Here is a 15,335-nt window from a genome sequence, read left to right on the forward strand (position 1 = left end):
CCCGCCCGAGAGTGCCCCGGCACCCTCCCTGCCCTGCCTGGGGCGGGCACCACCGGGCACCCTGACCGGGTCCGGTCAGGGTGTCGATGATGTGTGTGTGTCCTTCGGGGGCGCGTCCGCGTTGTCGTCCGAGGTTGCCCACCATGCGCCCGCGCCGACCGCCGCCGCCAGTACCGCGCCGGCCACGCCCAGGGTGATCCTCCGGCGGCGGGTGACGGCACGGTGGCGGGCGGAGCCGGGGCGGGGTGCTCCCGAGGCCCGGGGGGCTCTGGCCGTGCCCCGCGCGCCGCCGGCGAGCTCGTCGGGGCCCGGGACCCTCATCGACGTATGCGTGTCCCGGTTGGAGTCCGGGCGTGCGCCGGGGACGAGGGACACCGCTCCCCGTCGTCGTACCGGCTCGCCCGCCGACGCGGGAACCGGCTCCGCGGACTCCGTCTCCTCGGCCGCCTCCGAATCCGGCTCGTCCACGTCCAGCGGCGGCATCCCGGCCAGCAGCGGCAGCTGCTCCCGCAGTCGCGCCGCCAGCTCGGACGCCCGCAGCCGCGAGGCCGGCCCCTTCGCGAGGCACTGCACGATCAGCTGCCACAGCTCTTCCGGAATCCCCGGCAGCGGTACGACCGTCTCGGTCACGTGCCGCCGCAGCACCGCCCCGGGGTGCCCGCCGCCGAACGGCGTGAATCCGGCCAGCAGCTCGTAGAGCACGGTCGCCAGGGCGTAGATGTCCACCGCCGCGCGCGGGGGCAGCCCCTCCACGATCTCCGGGGCCAGATAGTCCGGCGTACCGATGATCTTCGTGGCACGGGTCCGCTTCGGGGAGTCGATCAGCTTGGCGACGCCGAAGTCCGTCAGCAGGGCGGGGTGCGCACCGCCGGGGCCCAGCGGCCCCTGCATGTCCAGCAGCACGTTCTCCGGCTTCACGTCCCGGTGCACGACCCCGGCCGCGTGCGCCGCGGCCAGCCCGTCCGCCACGTCCGCGACGATCGCCACCGCCGCCTCGGGCGCCAGCCGGCGTTCCCGCTCCAGGCGGGTGCGCAGGTCCGTGCCCCGGACCAGGTCCATGACGAGCGCCAGGTCGTTGCCGTCCACGACCAGGTCGCGCACCGACACGACGTTCGGATGCTCGAGCCCGAGCAGCGCCGTGCGCTCCTGCACGAAGCGTCCGACGAGCTCCTGGTCGGACGCGAGATCCTCGCGCAGCAGCTTGATGGCGACGGGACCCTCCGGACCCTCGCCCAGCCACACCGTGCCGGCGCTGCCCCGCCCCAGGATCTGGTTGGCGGTGTACCGGCTGCCGATCTTCCGTGCCAAGACTGCTCCTACAGACGCGTGTTGTCGTTAAAAGTACGCGTCCGACGTGCCGACCTTCACCACGGAGACAGAAATCACCCGCCAGGTGTCGACAAATCCACAGACTGGCGATCAGTTGCCGCTGGTGGCGTTGCCCAGGTCCTTGACCCAGCCGGACACCGTGCTCACCAGGTCACTCAGCTGGTTCCAGTAGCCCTTGCCCTGCCCGATCCAGGTGTGCAGCGGGGTCAGGTCCCAGATGAGCCAGCCCGCGACGACCACGATGACGATCACGAACAGGCAGCCCTTCAGACAGCCGAGCCCGGGGATCTTCATCGGGTTGGCGCTGCGCTGCCGGGGCTCGCGCGCCGGGCGCCGGGGCTCCGCCGGTGCGGTAGCGGCGCGTACCGCTGGGGCTGCTGCTGCGGGGCGTACTGCTGCGGTAGGCCGTAACCGGGCGGCGGGCCCTGCTGCTGCCGCCGCGGCTGCGGACGCTGCTGGGGCTGCTGTCGCGGCTGCTGCTGCTGGGGGCGGGCCACCTGCCGCTGGGGCCGGCGGCGCAGCGGGTCCTCGTTCGGGTCGAGGTACTGGATCTGCGTCTGCTCGTTGCGGTCGCGGGCCGCGCGCAGCTGGGTCTGCCAGGGGTGCGGCTGGTCGGGCTGCTGCCCGCCGCCCGGCTGGTGCTGCGGCATGACGGCGGTCGGGTCCGCCGCCCCGGTGTTCGGCAGTACGGCGGTGGGGTCGGCCGCGCCCGCCGGACCACCGGTGTGCGGCAGGACGCTGGTCGCCGCGTTCGGGTCGAACGCGCCGGGCGCCGAGCCGCTCGGCAGCACCTGGGTCGGGTCGGCGGCCCCGGGCGCACCCGGTACGGCGGTCGGCGCCGGGTCGGGGGCCAGCAGGGCGCCCACGCCCTCCGCGGCGGCGATCTGCGCCGCATTCGCGTGCACACCGATGCCCTCGGCGACGACACGCAGCCCGCGCGCGAGGTTCTCGGCGCTGGGCCGTTCGTCCGGGTTCTTGCGCAGACAGCGCTCTATGACCGTCCACAGCGGGTCGGGCACGGTGGACGGGCGGCGCGGCTCGGCGCTGAGGTGCTGGTGGAGCACCTCCAGGGCGCTCCCGCCGGCGAACGGGGGACGGCCGGTGACCAGCTCGTACAGCAGGATGCCGGCGCCGTAGATGTCGACCGCGGAGGTCTGCGGGCGGCCCTCGGCGGACTCCGGCGCGACGTACGCGGGCGTGCCGACGAACTCGTGGGTGCGGGTGAGGCCCGGGGAGTCGGCGAGGCGCGCGATGCCGAAGTCGGTCAGCAGCGGGTGCATCCGGCCCTCGTGCTGCTGGAGCAGCACGTTGGCGGGCTTCAGATCGCGGTGGACGACGCCGTCGGCGTGGCTGGCGGCGAGCGCGTCGGCGATCTGGGCGGTCATCAGGGCCGCGGCGACGGGTGTGAGCGGGCCGTTCTCGCGCAGGTAGCGGTGCAGGTCGGGGCCCTCGACGAGGTCCATGACCAGGGCCAGCAGTTCGCCCTCGACCACCAGGTCGCGGACCCGGACGATGTTCGGGTGGGTCAGCCGGAGCAGGACGGACCGTTCCCGCAGGAACCGCATCACGATGTCCGCGTCGCTCGCGAGCTCCTCCTTGAGGACCTTGATCGCGACGGTCTCACCGGGCTGTCCGGGCACGGCCGCCTCGGCGCCCGCGGTCTCACGCTGGCGGGCTCGCCAGACGGTCCCGGTGGCGCCGCGTCCGAGCGGCTCCTCCAGGAGGTACTTGCTGCCTACCGGCCGCACGTCATGCGCTCCCTGCTGATGGCTGGTGTTCCGATCCACTCTAGTGCCGCTCCGTAGGGCACTACGTAAGCGTTCCCCAGCATGTTCGATGGAAAGACGCTCGCCTTGGCCGCCTGGTTGCCAGGCCCGGACGTGACCGATCTCAAGTGATCGTCGGCGAGGTACTGGTCAGGCACTTTTAGGGGCAGAGCTGACCAATCAAGATCACTTGATACCGGGTCGCGGGCGGATTGTCAGTGACAGGTGCGAGGATGCCTGCAGTACTGGCCGACGTGCTCGTGGGGTGGGGGGTAGTCCGCGCCCGTGCAGAAGGGACCGCTGACGGCGATGCAGATCCGGCTGACCGTCGTAGACCCGCTGGGCCCGTCCCTGGGGCGGGGCCGCGCCGCGAGCCGCGACGTGCTGGTCACGGCGCCCGCCGGCACGGACCTGGCGGCGGTGGCGTCGGCCCTGGGCTCGGCGGTCACCGGAGACGGCAGCCCGGGCCGCGAGTCCGCGGCCGCCGCGGTCGTGCTGTACGCGGGGGCGGAGCGGCTGGACGCCCGGCGCCGCACCCTCGGCGAGCCCCCGCTGGTCGACGGCGCCGTACTGTCCCTGGGCGCACCCGTCGAGCCCGAGGCGCATCCCGAGCTGGACGACGCCCCGACCCAGCTGCACGTGGTGGCGGGCCCGGACGCGGGCGGGGTCCATCTCCTGCACGGCGGCCAGGTCACCATCGGCCGCTCCGCCGACGCCGACGTCCCGCTCGACGACCCGGACGTCTCCCGGCTGCACTGTGCGGTGACCGTGGCCGCCGACGGCCGCGTCTCGGTCGCCGACCTCGACTCCACGAACGGAACGGCCCTGGACGGCACTCGGGTGGACACCCGCCCGGTGCGCTTCCCTCCGGGGGCCCTGCTGAGGATCGGCGAATCGGCTCTGCGGCTCACTCCGTGCGGGGGACCGGGAGCGCGGGTGGAGACCGTGCCCGACGGGGAGGGGTGCGTCCGGGTGACCCCGGGCGGGTCGGGGACCGCTGCCGACGATCCGGCGCCCCACGCGCGCGAGGACGGCACCGCGGGCGGCGACGCTCCCGGCGCACGCACACATCACGCGTACGGCCCGGCCGGCTGGGACTCCCAGGGCGCCCAGGAGCACCTCCCCGTGGAGCCGCCGGTCGTCCCGGAACAGGGCGGCGCGCCCAGGATCGAGAGCCGGGGCGGGGACACCCACGCCGGCCGCTTCGGAGCCGGCGGCACGGGCGCCGCCTTCTCCGGTACGACGGGACACGACACGGCACCGGACGCCCCCCACTCCGACGCACGCGCGCGTGAGGACGGACTTCCCGCCGGGCGCAAGGGCACTCCCCTGCGTGGCACCGAGGTGCCCCAGGGCCTGCGTCGGCGCGGCGGTATAGGCGCGTGGGCGCGGCGGCTCACCGGCGGCCGCGCGGAGCAACCGGCCGCCGGGCGCGAGGCGTACGGCGAGCAGGGTGCCGGTGAGGCCACCGCCCCGGCGGCCGGTGTCCCCCAGCAGCCCGACACCTGGCCGGATCCGGCAGCCCTGCTGCTGACGGCGCTGGGCCCCGGGCCGCGGCTGTGGGAGCGCGGGCCGGGACACCCCGAGACCCTCACGGTCCGGCTGGGCACCGCCGACCGATCGGCGCCGGACGGCGCGGGCCTGCTGCCCGCCGTGCCCGTGACCGCCGATCTGCGCGAGGCGGGTGCGCTGGGCCTGGCCGGGCGCGCGCGCGCGGCTGTCGGGGCTGGCCCGCGCGGTGCTGGCGCAGCTCGCCGCGCTGCACTCCCCCGACTCGCTGGAGATCGTCCTGATCAGCGCGGACCGCGCGCGCACCCTGGAGGAGCGCACCGCCGAGTGGTCCTGGCTGGGCTGGCTCCCGCATGTGCGCCCGGGCCACGGCCAGGACTGCCGGCTGCTGCTCGCCCACGACCGTGAACAGGCCGCGGCCCGCACCGCGGAACTCCTGCACCGCCTGGAGGACCAGGTGGCCGACGGGACGGCGGCGCGGCCTGCGCTCAGTGGGATTCCCCGGCCCGTCGACGGTGAGCGGCGTCCGGCCCGGCGGCCCTCCTGGGCGCGGGACGACTTCGGCGAGGACGGCACGGGCGGCTTCGCCGGCCCGTACACCGTGGTCGTCGTGGACGGCGACCCGGGCGGAACCGGTCTGCGCGAGGCGGTGGCGCGGCTGGCGGTGGAGGGGCCCCGGGCCGGGATCCACGTCGTGTGTCTGGCCGAGACGGACCCCGCCTCGCCCGCCTCGCCGGTGACGGAGACGTACGAGGCGGCGTGCGCGGTGGCGCCGACGTTCCGTGAGTGCGGTGCCGTGGCGCTGCTCGGCGGCGACGTGGCCACGGCGCTGCATCTGATGCGGGTGGCGCGCACGGACTCCCCCAGCGGCCCGGCCGTTCCCGTGGGCCCCGGCACGGTCGCCTCGGTCGACGCGGTCTCCCCGGCCTGGGCCGAGCGGTTCGCACGGGCGCTGGCGCCGTTGCGCACGGACGGTGCCGTCGGCGAGCGGCACGCGCGCGTGGCCGCGCCGCTGCCCCGGTCGGCGCGGCTGCTCGACGAGCTGGGGCTGGCCCGGGCCACCCCCGCGTCGCTGATGGCGCGCTGGGCGGACGCGGCCGACGACACGGAGTCACCGGCCGGCCGGGCCGTGGCCGTGCTCGGCGCCGGTCCGCGCGGCCCGCTCGGCGCGGACCTGGTGACCGACGGACCGCATCTGCTGATCGAGGGGCCGTCCGGCAGCGGCCGTACGGAGCTGCTGCGGGCGGTCGTCGCCTCGCTCGCCGCCGCCGAGCGCCCCGACCGGCTGGGCGTCGTCCTGATCGACGGCCGGGACGGCGTCGGCACGGCCGGAGGCCACGGCGAGGGCCTGCGCGTCTGCACGGACATCCCGCATGTCACGACCCACCTCACCGCGAACGACCCGGTGCGTATGCGGGAGTTCGCCCAGTCCCTGAGCGCCGAGCTGAAGCGGCGGGCCGAACTGCTCGGCCGGGACGGCTTCGCCGAGTGGCACGCGCACCGCGCGCTGTCGGGCCGTATGGTCACGCAGCGCACGGCGAGCGGACGCCCCGCCCCGTCCGGGGCCGGGGACCTCGACACCCCGCCCAGCTCCACGCTGCGGCTGCGGCCCGCGGCGGCGTCCCGTCAGCAGACCGAGGTGGCACCGCCGTTGCCCCGCCTCGTGGTGGTCGTCGACGATCTCGACGCGCTGGTCTCTCCGGCGCTGGGTTCGCCGGGGCGGCCCGCGGCGGGGTCCGTGATGCGGGCGCTGGAGGCGGTGGCCAAGGAGGGCGAGCGACTCGGCGTCCATCTGGTGGCTGCGTCCGGGCCCGGCGGCCGTACGGCGGAGACGGAACCGGCCCGCCGGGCCACCCTGCGCGTCGCCCTGGACGCACCGGCCTCCGGACCCGACGAACCGGCGCCGGGGCGCGGGCGGTTGACCTCGGCCGGACGCGTGACCGCGTTCCAGGGGGGCCGGGTGACGGGCCGTATCCCGCGTACCGCGACCCAGCGCCCCACGGTCGTCCCGCTGGACTGGCACCGCATGGGCGACCCACCGGCCCGCCGGCCCGTGCGCGAGCTCGGCAACGGCCCGACCGACCTGGCGCTGCTGGCCAGCGCGGTGGAGCGGGCGGCACGGGAGGTCGCGGCGGTGGAGATACCTTCGCTCCTGTGACGGGCGGCACACCGGCCCGTGCGACGGGAGGCACCCCAGCCCGCTGATCACGACGCGGTCACGATCCCCCACTTGACAGCGCAGGCGCTCTTGCCGCGTTCAAGCAGCCGGGCGTAGACCGGACCGCACGGCACAGCGCTCGGACGTTCAACGGAGAACGAAGAACGGGGCAGTGATGCGTAGCAAGAGCAACACCATCCGGACAAACAGGGCCGTCACCACACTCGCCACCCTCCTCGCGGGAGCACTCGCGCTCACCGCCTGCTCCAGCAACGACGACAAGAAGGGCGGCACCGAGAGCAGCAGCACCACCGCGACCGGCTCCGGCCTCGACCTTCCCAAGCTGGACGGCGTGAACCTGGAGGTCGCCGCCGTCTGGACCGGCCAGGAACAGAAGAACTTCAAGCAGGTCCTCGGGGAGTTCGAGAAGCGCACGGGGGCGAAGGTCACCTTCGTGCCCGCCCAGGACCCGATCATCAACTTCCTCGGTTCGAAGATCGCCGGCGGTCAGCCGCCGGACGTCGCGATGCTCCCGCAGCCCGGCGCCATCAAGCAGGCCGTGGACAAGAAGTGGGCCAAGCCGCTGGGCGCCGAGGCGCAGGCGGAGCTCGCCAAGAACTACTCGCAGGGCTGGCAGGACATCGGCAAGGTCGACGGCAAGCAGTACGGCGTCTACTACAAGGCCGCCAACAAGTCGCTGATCTGGTACAACGCCAAGGCGTTCGAGAACGCGGGCGCCAAGGGGCCGAAGACCTGGCAGGAGCTGCTGACGGCGGCCCAGGCGGTGTACGACTCCGGTGTCACCCCGTTCTCGGTCGGCGGCGCCGACGGCTGGACCCTCACCGACTGGTTCGAGAACGTCTATCTGTCCCAGGCGGGTCCGGAGAAGTACGACCAGCTCGCCCAGCACAAGATCAAGTGGACGGATCCGTCGGTGAAGCAGGCGCTCACCACGCTCGCCCAGATCTGGGGCAAGAAGGACTATGTGGCGGGCGGCGCGGACGGCGCGCTGCAGACGGAGTTCCCGGCCTCGGTCACCCAGACCTTCACGGGCGGTGACCAGCCGAAGGCGGCCATGGTCTACGAGGGCGACTTCGCGCAGGTCAACATCGGTGAGACCAAGGCGAAGGTGGGCACGGACGCCAAGGTGTTCCCGTTCCCGGCGGTGGGTTCCACCGCGCCGGTGGTCTCCGGCGGCGACGCGGCCGTCATCCTGAAGGACTCCAAGGGCGCCCAGGCGCTGGCCACCTTCCTGGCCTCGCCGGACGCGGCGACGATCCAGGCGAAGCTGGGCGGCTATCTCTCCCCGAACAAGAACGTGCCGGCCTCGGCGTACCCGAACGCGGTGCAGCAGACCATCGCCAAGGCGCTGATCGCCTCGGGCGACGACTTCCGCTTCGACATGTCCGACCAGGCCCCGCAGGCCTTCGGCGGCACGCCCGGCAAGGGCGAGTGGAAGGACCTCCAGGACTTCCTGAAGAACCCGAAGGACGTGGCGGGCACCCAGGCGAAGCTGGAGAAGGACGCGGCGGCGGCGTACGGCAGCGGAAGCTGATCCGGAATGTCGTCGGCCGCGACGGCAGGGGCCTCACCGGCCCCTGCCGCACCGAAGAGTCGCAAGAGCGTGACCGGCACCCGCAGGACCGTGGCGGCACTCTTCCTGCTGCCCGCCCTGGTGCTGCTCGGCGCGCTCGTGGTCTACCCGATCGGGTACTCGCTCGTCCGCAGCTTGTACAACTCCTCGGGCGACGGCTTCACCGGAGTCGACAACTACAAGGCCCTGTTCACGGATGACGGCATCCGCACGGCCCTGAAGAACAACATCATCTGGGTGGTGTTCGCGCCCACGGTCTCCACGGCCCTCGGTCTGATCTTCGCGGTGCTGACCGAACGGGTGCGCTGGGGAACGGCGTTCAAGCTGGTCGTCTTCATGCCGATGGCGATCTCGATGCTGGCCGCCGGGATCATCTTCCGGCTGGTGTACGACCAGGATCCGGACAAGGGGGTCGCCAACGCCGTGTGGGTCGGTGTCCACGACACCTTCGCCCAGTCGTCGGCGTTCCCGAAGGCGCACCCGGGACGCCAGTCGCCGCTCGAGCCCGACGCGGGCGGATTCCTCACCTCGGCGACCGTGCACACGGGCGAGACGGTCGCGCTGCCCCTGGTGGGCGTGGCCCCGGACCAGATGCCCGACAGCGCGAAGAAGGCCGTGGCGGCGAAGCCCGAGCCGGGGAAGATCACCGGTACGACCTGGCAGGACTTCACGCGCGGCAAGGGCGTCGGAAGGCTCGGCGCTCCCGACCCGTCCGAGCTGGGCTACTCGGGGATGAGGATCGAGGCGGTGAAGGACGGCAAGGTGGTGGCCTCGGCGAAGGCGGCCGCCGACGGCACCTTCACGCTCCCCGCCGCCGCGGACGGCGCTCGACTGCGGCTTCCGGCGAGCAACTTCAAGGCGCCGTACAACGGCGTCGACTGGCTCGGCCCGTCGCTGGTCACCCCGGCCATCATCGGGTCGTACGTCTGGATGTGGGCGGGCTTCGCGATGGTGCTGATCGCGGCTGGACTCGCGGGCGTGCCCCGGGAGTTGCTGGAGGCGGCACGCGTCGACGGGGCGAACGAGTGGCAGGTGTTCCGGAAGATCACGGTGCCGCTGCTCGCCCCGGTCCTCGCGGTCGTCACCGTGACACTGATGATCAACGTGCTGAAGGTCTTCGACCTGGTCTTCATCATCGCGCCGGGCTCCTCCCAGGACGACGCGAACGTGCTCGCCCTGGAGCTGTACCGGAAGGGCTTCGCGGAGGACCAGCCGGGCATCGCGAGCGCGATCGCGGTGTTCCTGCTGCTGCTCGTGATCCCTGTGATGTGGTTCAACATTCGCCGGCTGAGGCAGGAGGGCAGGCGATGACGACGCATGCCGGAAGCATCGGCAAGACGGCCCCCGTCGAGAGCGTGAAGGCGAGGCAGTCACTGGGCTCGCGGATCGCCGGGCGGCTCAGCGGGGGGCTGGTGCGTACCTTCCTGCTGGTCGTCGGCCTGTTCTGGCTGGTACCGACGATCGGTCTGCTCATCTCCTCGCTGCGCTCGCCGGACGACATGAGCGCGAGCGGCTGGTGGAAGGTGTTCGCCCAGCCCTCCCAGCTGACCTTCGACAGCTATCAGAGGCTGCTGGAGAACGGCGACATCACCGACTCCCTGTGGAACACGGTCCTGATCACGGTTCCGGCGACGGTCCTGGTCGTGGTCATCGGCTCCCTCGCGGGCTACGCGTTCGCGTGGATGGAGTTCCCGGGCCGCGACTGGTGGTTCCTGGGCGTGGTCAGTCTGCTGGTGGTGCCCGTACAGGTGGCGCTGATCCCGATCGCCGAACTGTTCGGAAAGATCGGCCTGTTCGGGACGATCTTCGGGGTGATCCTGTTCCATGTGGGCTTCGGTCTGCCGTTCGCGGTGTTCCTGCTGCGGAACTTCTTCGCGGAGATCCCCCGCGAACTGCTGGAGGCCGCCCGGCTCGACGGCGCCGGTGAACTGCGCCTGTTCGCACGGGTGGTGATGCCTCTGGGCGGGCCCGCGATCGCGAGCCTGGGCATCTTCCAGTTCCTGTGGGTGTGGAACGACATGCTGGTCGCCCTGGTGTTCACCAAGTCGGGCACGCAGCCGATCACGGTGGCACTGCAGACGCAGGTACGCCAGTTCGGGAACAACATCGACGTACTGGCACCCGGGGCGTTCATCTCCATGGTGATCCCGCTGGCCGTCTTCTTCGCGTTCCAGCGGCAGTTCGTGTCGGGCGTGATGGCAGGGGCGGTCAAATAGCCGTCAAATCCCGGCAAAAAGGCCACATTCGAAGGGCGGGTCGGCTATCGGCTCGCCCTTCGCCGGTCATCGGACATCCCCCACATGCCGTATCAACCGTAACCAAATCACTCCAGCGGCCGTTCCCGGGCACAACGCCCGCGCCGACCGACCCATGGATGTGTTGTGCCCAGGTTCAGTGTCATCGTCCCCGTGTACAAGGTCCAGGCCTATCTGCACGAGTGCCTGGACTCGGTGCTCTCGCAGTCCTGTGCCGATCTCGAACTGATCGCCGTCGACGACTGCTCGCCGGACGCCTGCGGGGCGATCATCAACGAGTACGCGGCCCGCGACGCGCGCGTACGAGCCGTGCACCTGGCGGAGAACCAGGGCCTGGGCGGCGCCCGCAACGCGGGCATGAAGCACGCCCAGGGCGACTACCTGATCTTCCTCGACAGCGACGACACCCTCACCCCGCACGCGCTGCGCTCCATCGCCGACCGGATCAAGGAGACCGGCGAACCGGACGTCCTGGTCTACGACTACGCACGCACCCGGTGGACGGGCGAGGCCACCCGCAACAAGTTCGCACGCGAGCTGACCGAACAGGGCCCGGCCCCCTTCCGACTCGACGACCGCCCGGGGCTGCTGCGGGTCCTGATGGTGGCCTGGAACAAGGCCTGCCGACGGGAGTTCGTCGAGGCGAACGGCTTCCGCTTCCCGCCGGGCTACTACGAGGACACTCCCTGGACCTACCCGGTCCTGATGGCTGCGGAGTCCATCGCGACCCTCGACCGGGTGTGCGTGCACTACCGGCAGCGCCGCCAGGGCAACATCCTGTCCACCACCAGCCGCAAGCACTTCGACATCTTCGAGCAGTACGACCGGGTGTTCGCGTTCCTCGGCGAGCGGCCCGAACTCGCCCGCTGGCGGCCGGTGTTGTTCCGCCGCATGATCGACCACTTCTCGACGGTGTTCACCAAGCCCGACCGGCTGCCGCGCGGCACCCACGCCGAGTTCCTGATCAAGGCCCGCGCGCACTACCGCCGTTACCGCGCCCCCGGCGCCCGTGTCCCCCTGCGCTCGCGCCTGCGCCACACCCTCGTCCGCTTCGGCCTGCACCGCACCTACCGCGCCCTGCAGTCGGCGATGTCCGCGCGCCGCCGCACCCTCGGGCTCGCCGCCCGGCTCGCCCGCATCCTGAAGGCCGCCGCCCTCCAGCTGCACTACCGCATCCAGCTGCGCCTCCCGCTGCGCGCCGACCGTGCCGTCTTCGCCGCCTACTGGGGACGCGGCTACGGCTGCAACCCGGGCGCGCTGGAGGCCGCGTTCCGCACGCACGCCCCGCACATCCGCACGGCGTGGATCGCCCACCCCGAGCACCACCACACGATCCCGCCTGGCCCGCACCGGCTGCGCCCCGGCACGGCCGCCTACTGGACGGCACTGGCCCGCTCCAAGTACCTGGTCAACAACGTCAACTTCGACCGCCGACTGCGCAAGCGCCCCGGCCAGGTCTTCGTCCAGACCCAGCACGGCACCCCCCTCAAGCACATGGGCCTGGACCTCCAGGAACGCCCGGCGGCCGCCCGCGACACGGACTTCGCGGAGCTCCTGCGGGGCGTCGACAAGTGGGACTACGTCGTGTCCGCCAACCGCCACACCACCCTGACCTGGGAGCGCGTCTACCCCGGCAGCTACACCACGCTGGAGTACGGCTACCCGCGCAACGACGTCTTCCAGCGGGCCACCCCGGCGGACGTGGCCCGGCTGCGCGAGGAACTCGGCATCCCCGACGGCTCGGTCGCGATCCTCTACGCCCCCACCCACCGCGACCACCGCCGTACCCAGCGCCTCGCCCTCGACCTGGACCACATCCTGCGCTGTCTGGGCCCGCGCTTCGTGATCCTGACGCGCGCCCACTACTGGCACGACGGCCCGCTCGCCGAGGCCCACGACCGGATCATCGACGTCAGCGACCACCCGAGCGTCGAGTCACTCTGCCTCGCCTCGGACGCGCTGGTCACCGACTACTCGTCGATCATGTTCGACTACGCCAACCTCGACCGGCCGATCATCGTGCACACCGCCGACTGGGAGGTGTACGAGGCGGCCCGCGGCACCTACTTCGACCTGCGCGCCTTCCCGCCGGGCGCGATCGCGCGCAGCGAGGACGAGTTGATCGACATCTTCGCGTCCGGCCACTGGCGCGGCTCCAGCTCGGCCCGGCTGCGCTGGGCGTTCCGGGAGCGCTTCTGCCCGTACGACGACGGACGCGCCGCCAAGCGGGTCGTCCAGCACGTCGTACTGGGCCGGACCGAGGGAAAGCCGCCGTTCACCCCGCTCGACGAGCGCCGCCCGGCGCCGTCGGCGGCCTCGGCGCTCGCCCGCACCCCGCTCGCCACCCTTCCGCAACCTTCCGGCCCCCTCCCCGTCACCGAGGGCCACTGAACGCCGTTTCCCCTACTGGGAGTTCCCATGCCCCTCAGCACTTCGCGGCCCACCCCCACCCGGCCGTCCACCTGGCGGCCGACCGGGCGGCCCGGCCGCGTCCGCACCACAACAGAAAGAGCAGAATGCCCCGCTTCAGCATCATCGTCCCGTCCCATGGGGTCGCGGGCCGGCTGTCCCAGGCACTGGACTCGGTCCTCGCACAGTCCTTCGCCGACCTCGAGCTGATCCCGGTCTGCGACGAGCCCGGGTCCCCGGCCGCCGGCGTCGCCGCCGGATACGCCGAGCGGGACTCCCGGGTGACCCCGGTGCACTCACCGCCGACCGCCGGTCTGAGCGGGGCGCGCAACACCGGGCTGTGGGCGGCGACCGGCACGTATCTGCTCTTCCTCGACGGCGACGACGTGCTGATGCCCGGGGCGCTGACGGCGCTCGCCGCGCGGCTCGGGGAGACGGGCGACGTCGATGTCCTGTACTTCGAGCACGAGCGGACGCCGTGGTGGGAGGGCGAGCCGAGCAACCCGGCGGGGCCGGCGCTGGCGAGGACCCCGGCCGGGGCGTTCTCCCCGGGCCAGGCGCCCTGGCTCACCGGCGTGCGGCTGCCCGCCTGGAGCGCCGCCTACCGCCGTTCCTTCATCACCGCGCAGCAACTCACCTTCCCTTCGGGCCACTTCACCGACCTCGGCTGGGGCGGGCTGACGACGGTCGCCGCGGACCGGCTCGCGGTGCTGCGCTCGGTGCTCGTCCGGCACCGGTTGCGGCGGCAGGGCAGCAGGCTCAATGTGCCGGGCGCACACCAGGCCGAGCTGCTGGACCAGGTGGAACTGGTGCTGACCCGGGCCGCCGAGCGGGGGCTGCCCGGTGCGCGGACCCGGCCGCTGTTCGAGCAGTTGTTCGCCACCGTGCTGAAGACCGCCGCGCACCCCGAGCGGCTGCCCTCCGGGCACCGGGCCTTCTTCCGCCGCGCCCGCCATCTGCACCGCCGCCACCGCCCGGCCGGTTTCCGGATGCCGGTCGGAAGCGTGGGTGTTCAGCACCGGCTCCTCGCGGCGGGGGCGTACACCGCGTTCCACGCGCTGCGCACCGCCAACCAGGCCGCGGCCAAGGCGGTCGAGCTGGTCCCGCGCCCGCGCATGCTGCGCACCCGGCTGCGTTACCAGATCCAGCTGCGCCGCCCCCTCGACCCCGACCTCGCCGTGTACTGCGCGTACTGGGGCCGCGGCTACGCCTGCAACCCGGCCGCGATCCACGCCAAGGCCCGTGAACTCGCCCCGCACATCCGCTCGGTGTTCCTGGTCGAGCCCGACCAGGCGCACGCCATGCCCGACGGCATCGACTACGCGCTGATCGGCAGCCGCCGCTACTGGGAGGTACTGGCCCGCGCCAAGTACCTGGTCAACAACGCCAACTTCGCCGAGGGAGTCGTCAAGCGACGGGGCAGCGTGCACCTGCAGACCCAGCACGGCACCCCGCTGAAGAAGATGGGCGTGGACCAGTCGACGTACCCGGTGGTGGCCGCCCAGACCGGGAGCTTCGCCAAGCTGCTCGGCCGGGTCGACCGCTGGGACTTCAACCTCTCTTCCAACCGCCACTCCACCCAGATGTGGGAGCGCGCCTTCCCGGGCTCGTACGAGGCCCTGGAGTACGGCTATCCGCGCAACGACGTCTACTACACGGCGACCGCCCACGACGTGGCGCGCATCCGCCGGGACCTGGGCGTGCCGGAGGGCAGCACCGCCGTGCTGTATGCCCCCACCCACCGCGACCACCACACCGGCTTCGAGACCGGACTCGATCTGGAGGCCTTCTGCGAGGCGGCCGGTGAGGACGTGGTCGTCCTGCTGCGCGCGCACTACTTCTACGACCGGGGGCTCGGCCGGAGCGGCGGCCGGATCATCGACGTCACCGGGCACCGCTCCTCCGAGGACGTCTGCCTGGCCGCGGACGCGCTCGTCACGGACTACTCGTCGATCATGTTCGACTACGCCAACCTGGACCGGCCGATCGTCGTGTACGCCGACGACTGGGAGGTCTACCGGGAGACGCGCGGCGTCTACTTCGACCTGATGGAGGCCCCGCCGGGCCCGGTCGCCCAGACGCCCGAGGAACTCGCCCGCGTCTTCCGCGACGGCTCGTACGCGGGGCCGGAGTCCAAGGCGCTGCGGGCCGCGTTCCGCGAGCGGTTCTGCCAGTTCGACGACGGTCTGGCCGCCGAGCGCGTCGTACGGCGGGTGCTGCTCGGCCGGCCGCCGGAGGCGATCCCGCCCGTGATCCCGCTCGCGGAGCGCATCCCCGCCCCCGCCGCCGCGACCCTCGTGAGGAGCTGACCGAGC

The 15,335-nt window shown here is 72.7% G+C and carries 6 protein-coding genes and 2 pseudogenes; 6 read left to right on the forward strand and 2 right to left on the reverse strand.

Going from position 1 to position 15,335, the window contains the following annotated elements:
* Positions 1-75: 75 nt before the first annotated feature.
* Positions 76-1,308: a serine/threonine-protein kinase gene (locus tag N8I87_RS15865; protein ID WP_263209345.1), complete on the reverse strand. Its 1,233-nt coding sequence runs from the start codon at positions 1,306-1,308 to the stop codon at positions 76-78.
* A 111-nt stretch (positions 1,309-1,419) separates the two neighbouring features.
* Positions 1,420-3,077 (reverse strand): annotated as a pseudogene (locus N8I87_RS15870) (serine/threonine-protein kinase).
* 327 nt (positions 3,078-3,404) lie between these two features.
* Here N8I87_RS15870 and N8I87_RS15875 point away from each other — a divergent pair.
* From N8I87_RS15875 to N8I87_RS15900, 6 genes and pseudogenes are all read left to right on the forward strand, one after another.
* Positions 3,405-6,762: pseudogene (locus N8I87_RS15875) on the forward strand (FHA domain-containing protein).
* Between the two features lie 175 nt (positions 6,763-6,937).
* Positions 6,938-8,317, forward strand: coding sequence for an ABC transporter substrate-binding protein (locus tag N8I87_RS15880; protein ID WP_263209347.1), 1,380 nt, complete (start codon positions 6,938-6,940; stop codon positions 8,315-8,317).
* A 6-nt stretch (positions 8,318-8,323) separates the two neighbouring features.
* The gene (locus N8I87_RS15885) at positions 8,324-9,667 is read left to right on the forward strand and encodes a carbohydrate ABC transporter permease (protein WP_263209349.1); all 1,344 of its coding nucleotides are present in this window, start codon (positions 8,324-8,326) and stop codon (positions 9,665-9,667) included.
* Positions 9,664-10,572: a carbohydrate ABC transporter permease gene (locus N8I87_RS15890; protein WP_263209351.1), complete on the forward strand. Its 909-nt coding sequence runs from the start codon at positions 9,664-9,666 to the stop codon at positions 10,570-10,572. Before N8I87_RS15885 ends, N8I87_RS15890 begins: the two co-directional genes overlap by 4 nt.
* A 165-nt stretch (positions 10,573-10,737) precedes the next feature.
* Complete coding sequence (locus N8I87_RS15895) at positions 10,738-13,002, forward strand: bifunctional glycosyltransferase/CDP-glycerol:glycerophosphate glycerophosphotransferase (protein ID WP_263209353.1); 2,265 nt, start codon at positions 10,738-10,740, stop codon at positions 13,000-13,002.
* A 125-nt stretch (positions 13,003-13,127) separates the two neighbouring features.
* Positions 13,128-15,329 (forward strand): bifunctional glycosyltransferase/CDP-glycerol:glycerophosphate glycerophosphotransferase, encoded by a 2,202-nt coding sequence (locus tag N8I87_RS15900; protein WP_263209355.1) that lies wholly within the window; start codon positions 13,128-13,130, stop codon positions 15,327-15,329.
* Positions 15,330-15,335: the final 6 nt, after the last annotated feature.

The sequence above is a fragment of the Streptomyces sp. HUAS 15-9 genome (genome assembly GCF_025642155.1).
GTDB lineage: Bacteria > Actinomycetota > Actinomycetes > Streptomycetales > Streptomycetaceae > Streptomyces.

Coding starts and splice junctions, on each gene's coding strand:
- N8I87_RS15880 (WP_263209347.1), top strand. CDS start 6,938: ATGCGTAGCAAGAGCAACACCATCCGGACAAACAGGGCCGTCACCACA.
- N8I87_RS15885 (WP_263209349.1), top strand. CDS start 8,324: ATGTCGTCGGCCGCGACGGCAGGGGCCTCACCGGCCCCTGCCGCACCG.
- N8I87_RS15890 (WP_263209351.1), top strand. CDS start 9,664: ATGACGACGCATGCCGGAAGCATCGGCAAGACGGCCCCCGTCGAGAGC.
- N8I87_RS15900 (WP_263209355.1), top strand. CDS start 13,128: ATGCCCCGCTTCAGCATCATCGTCCCGTCCCATGGGGTCGCGGGCCGG.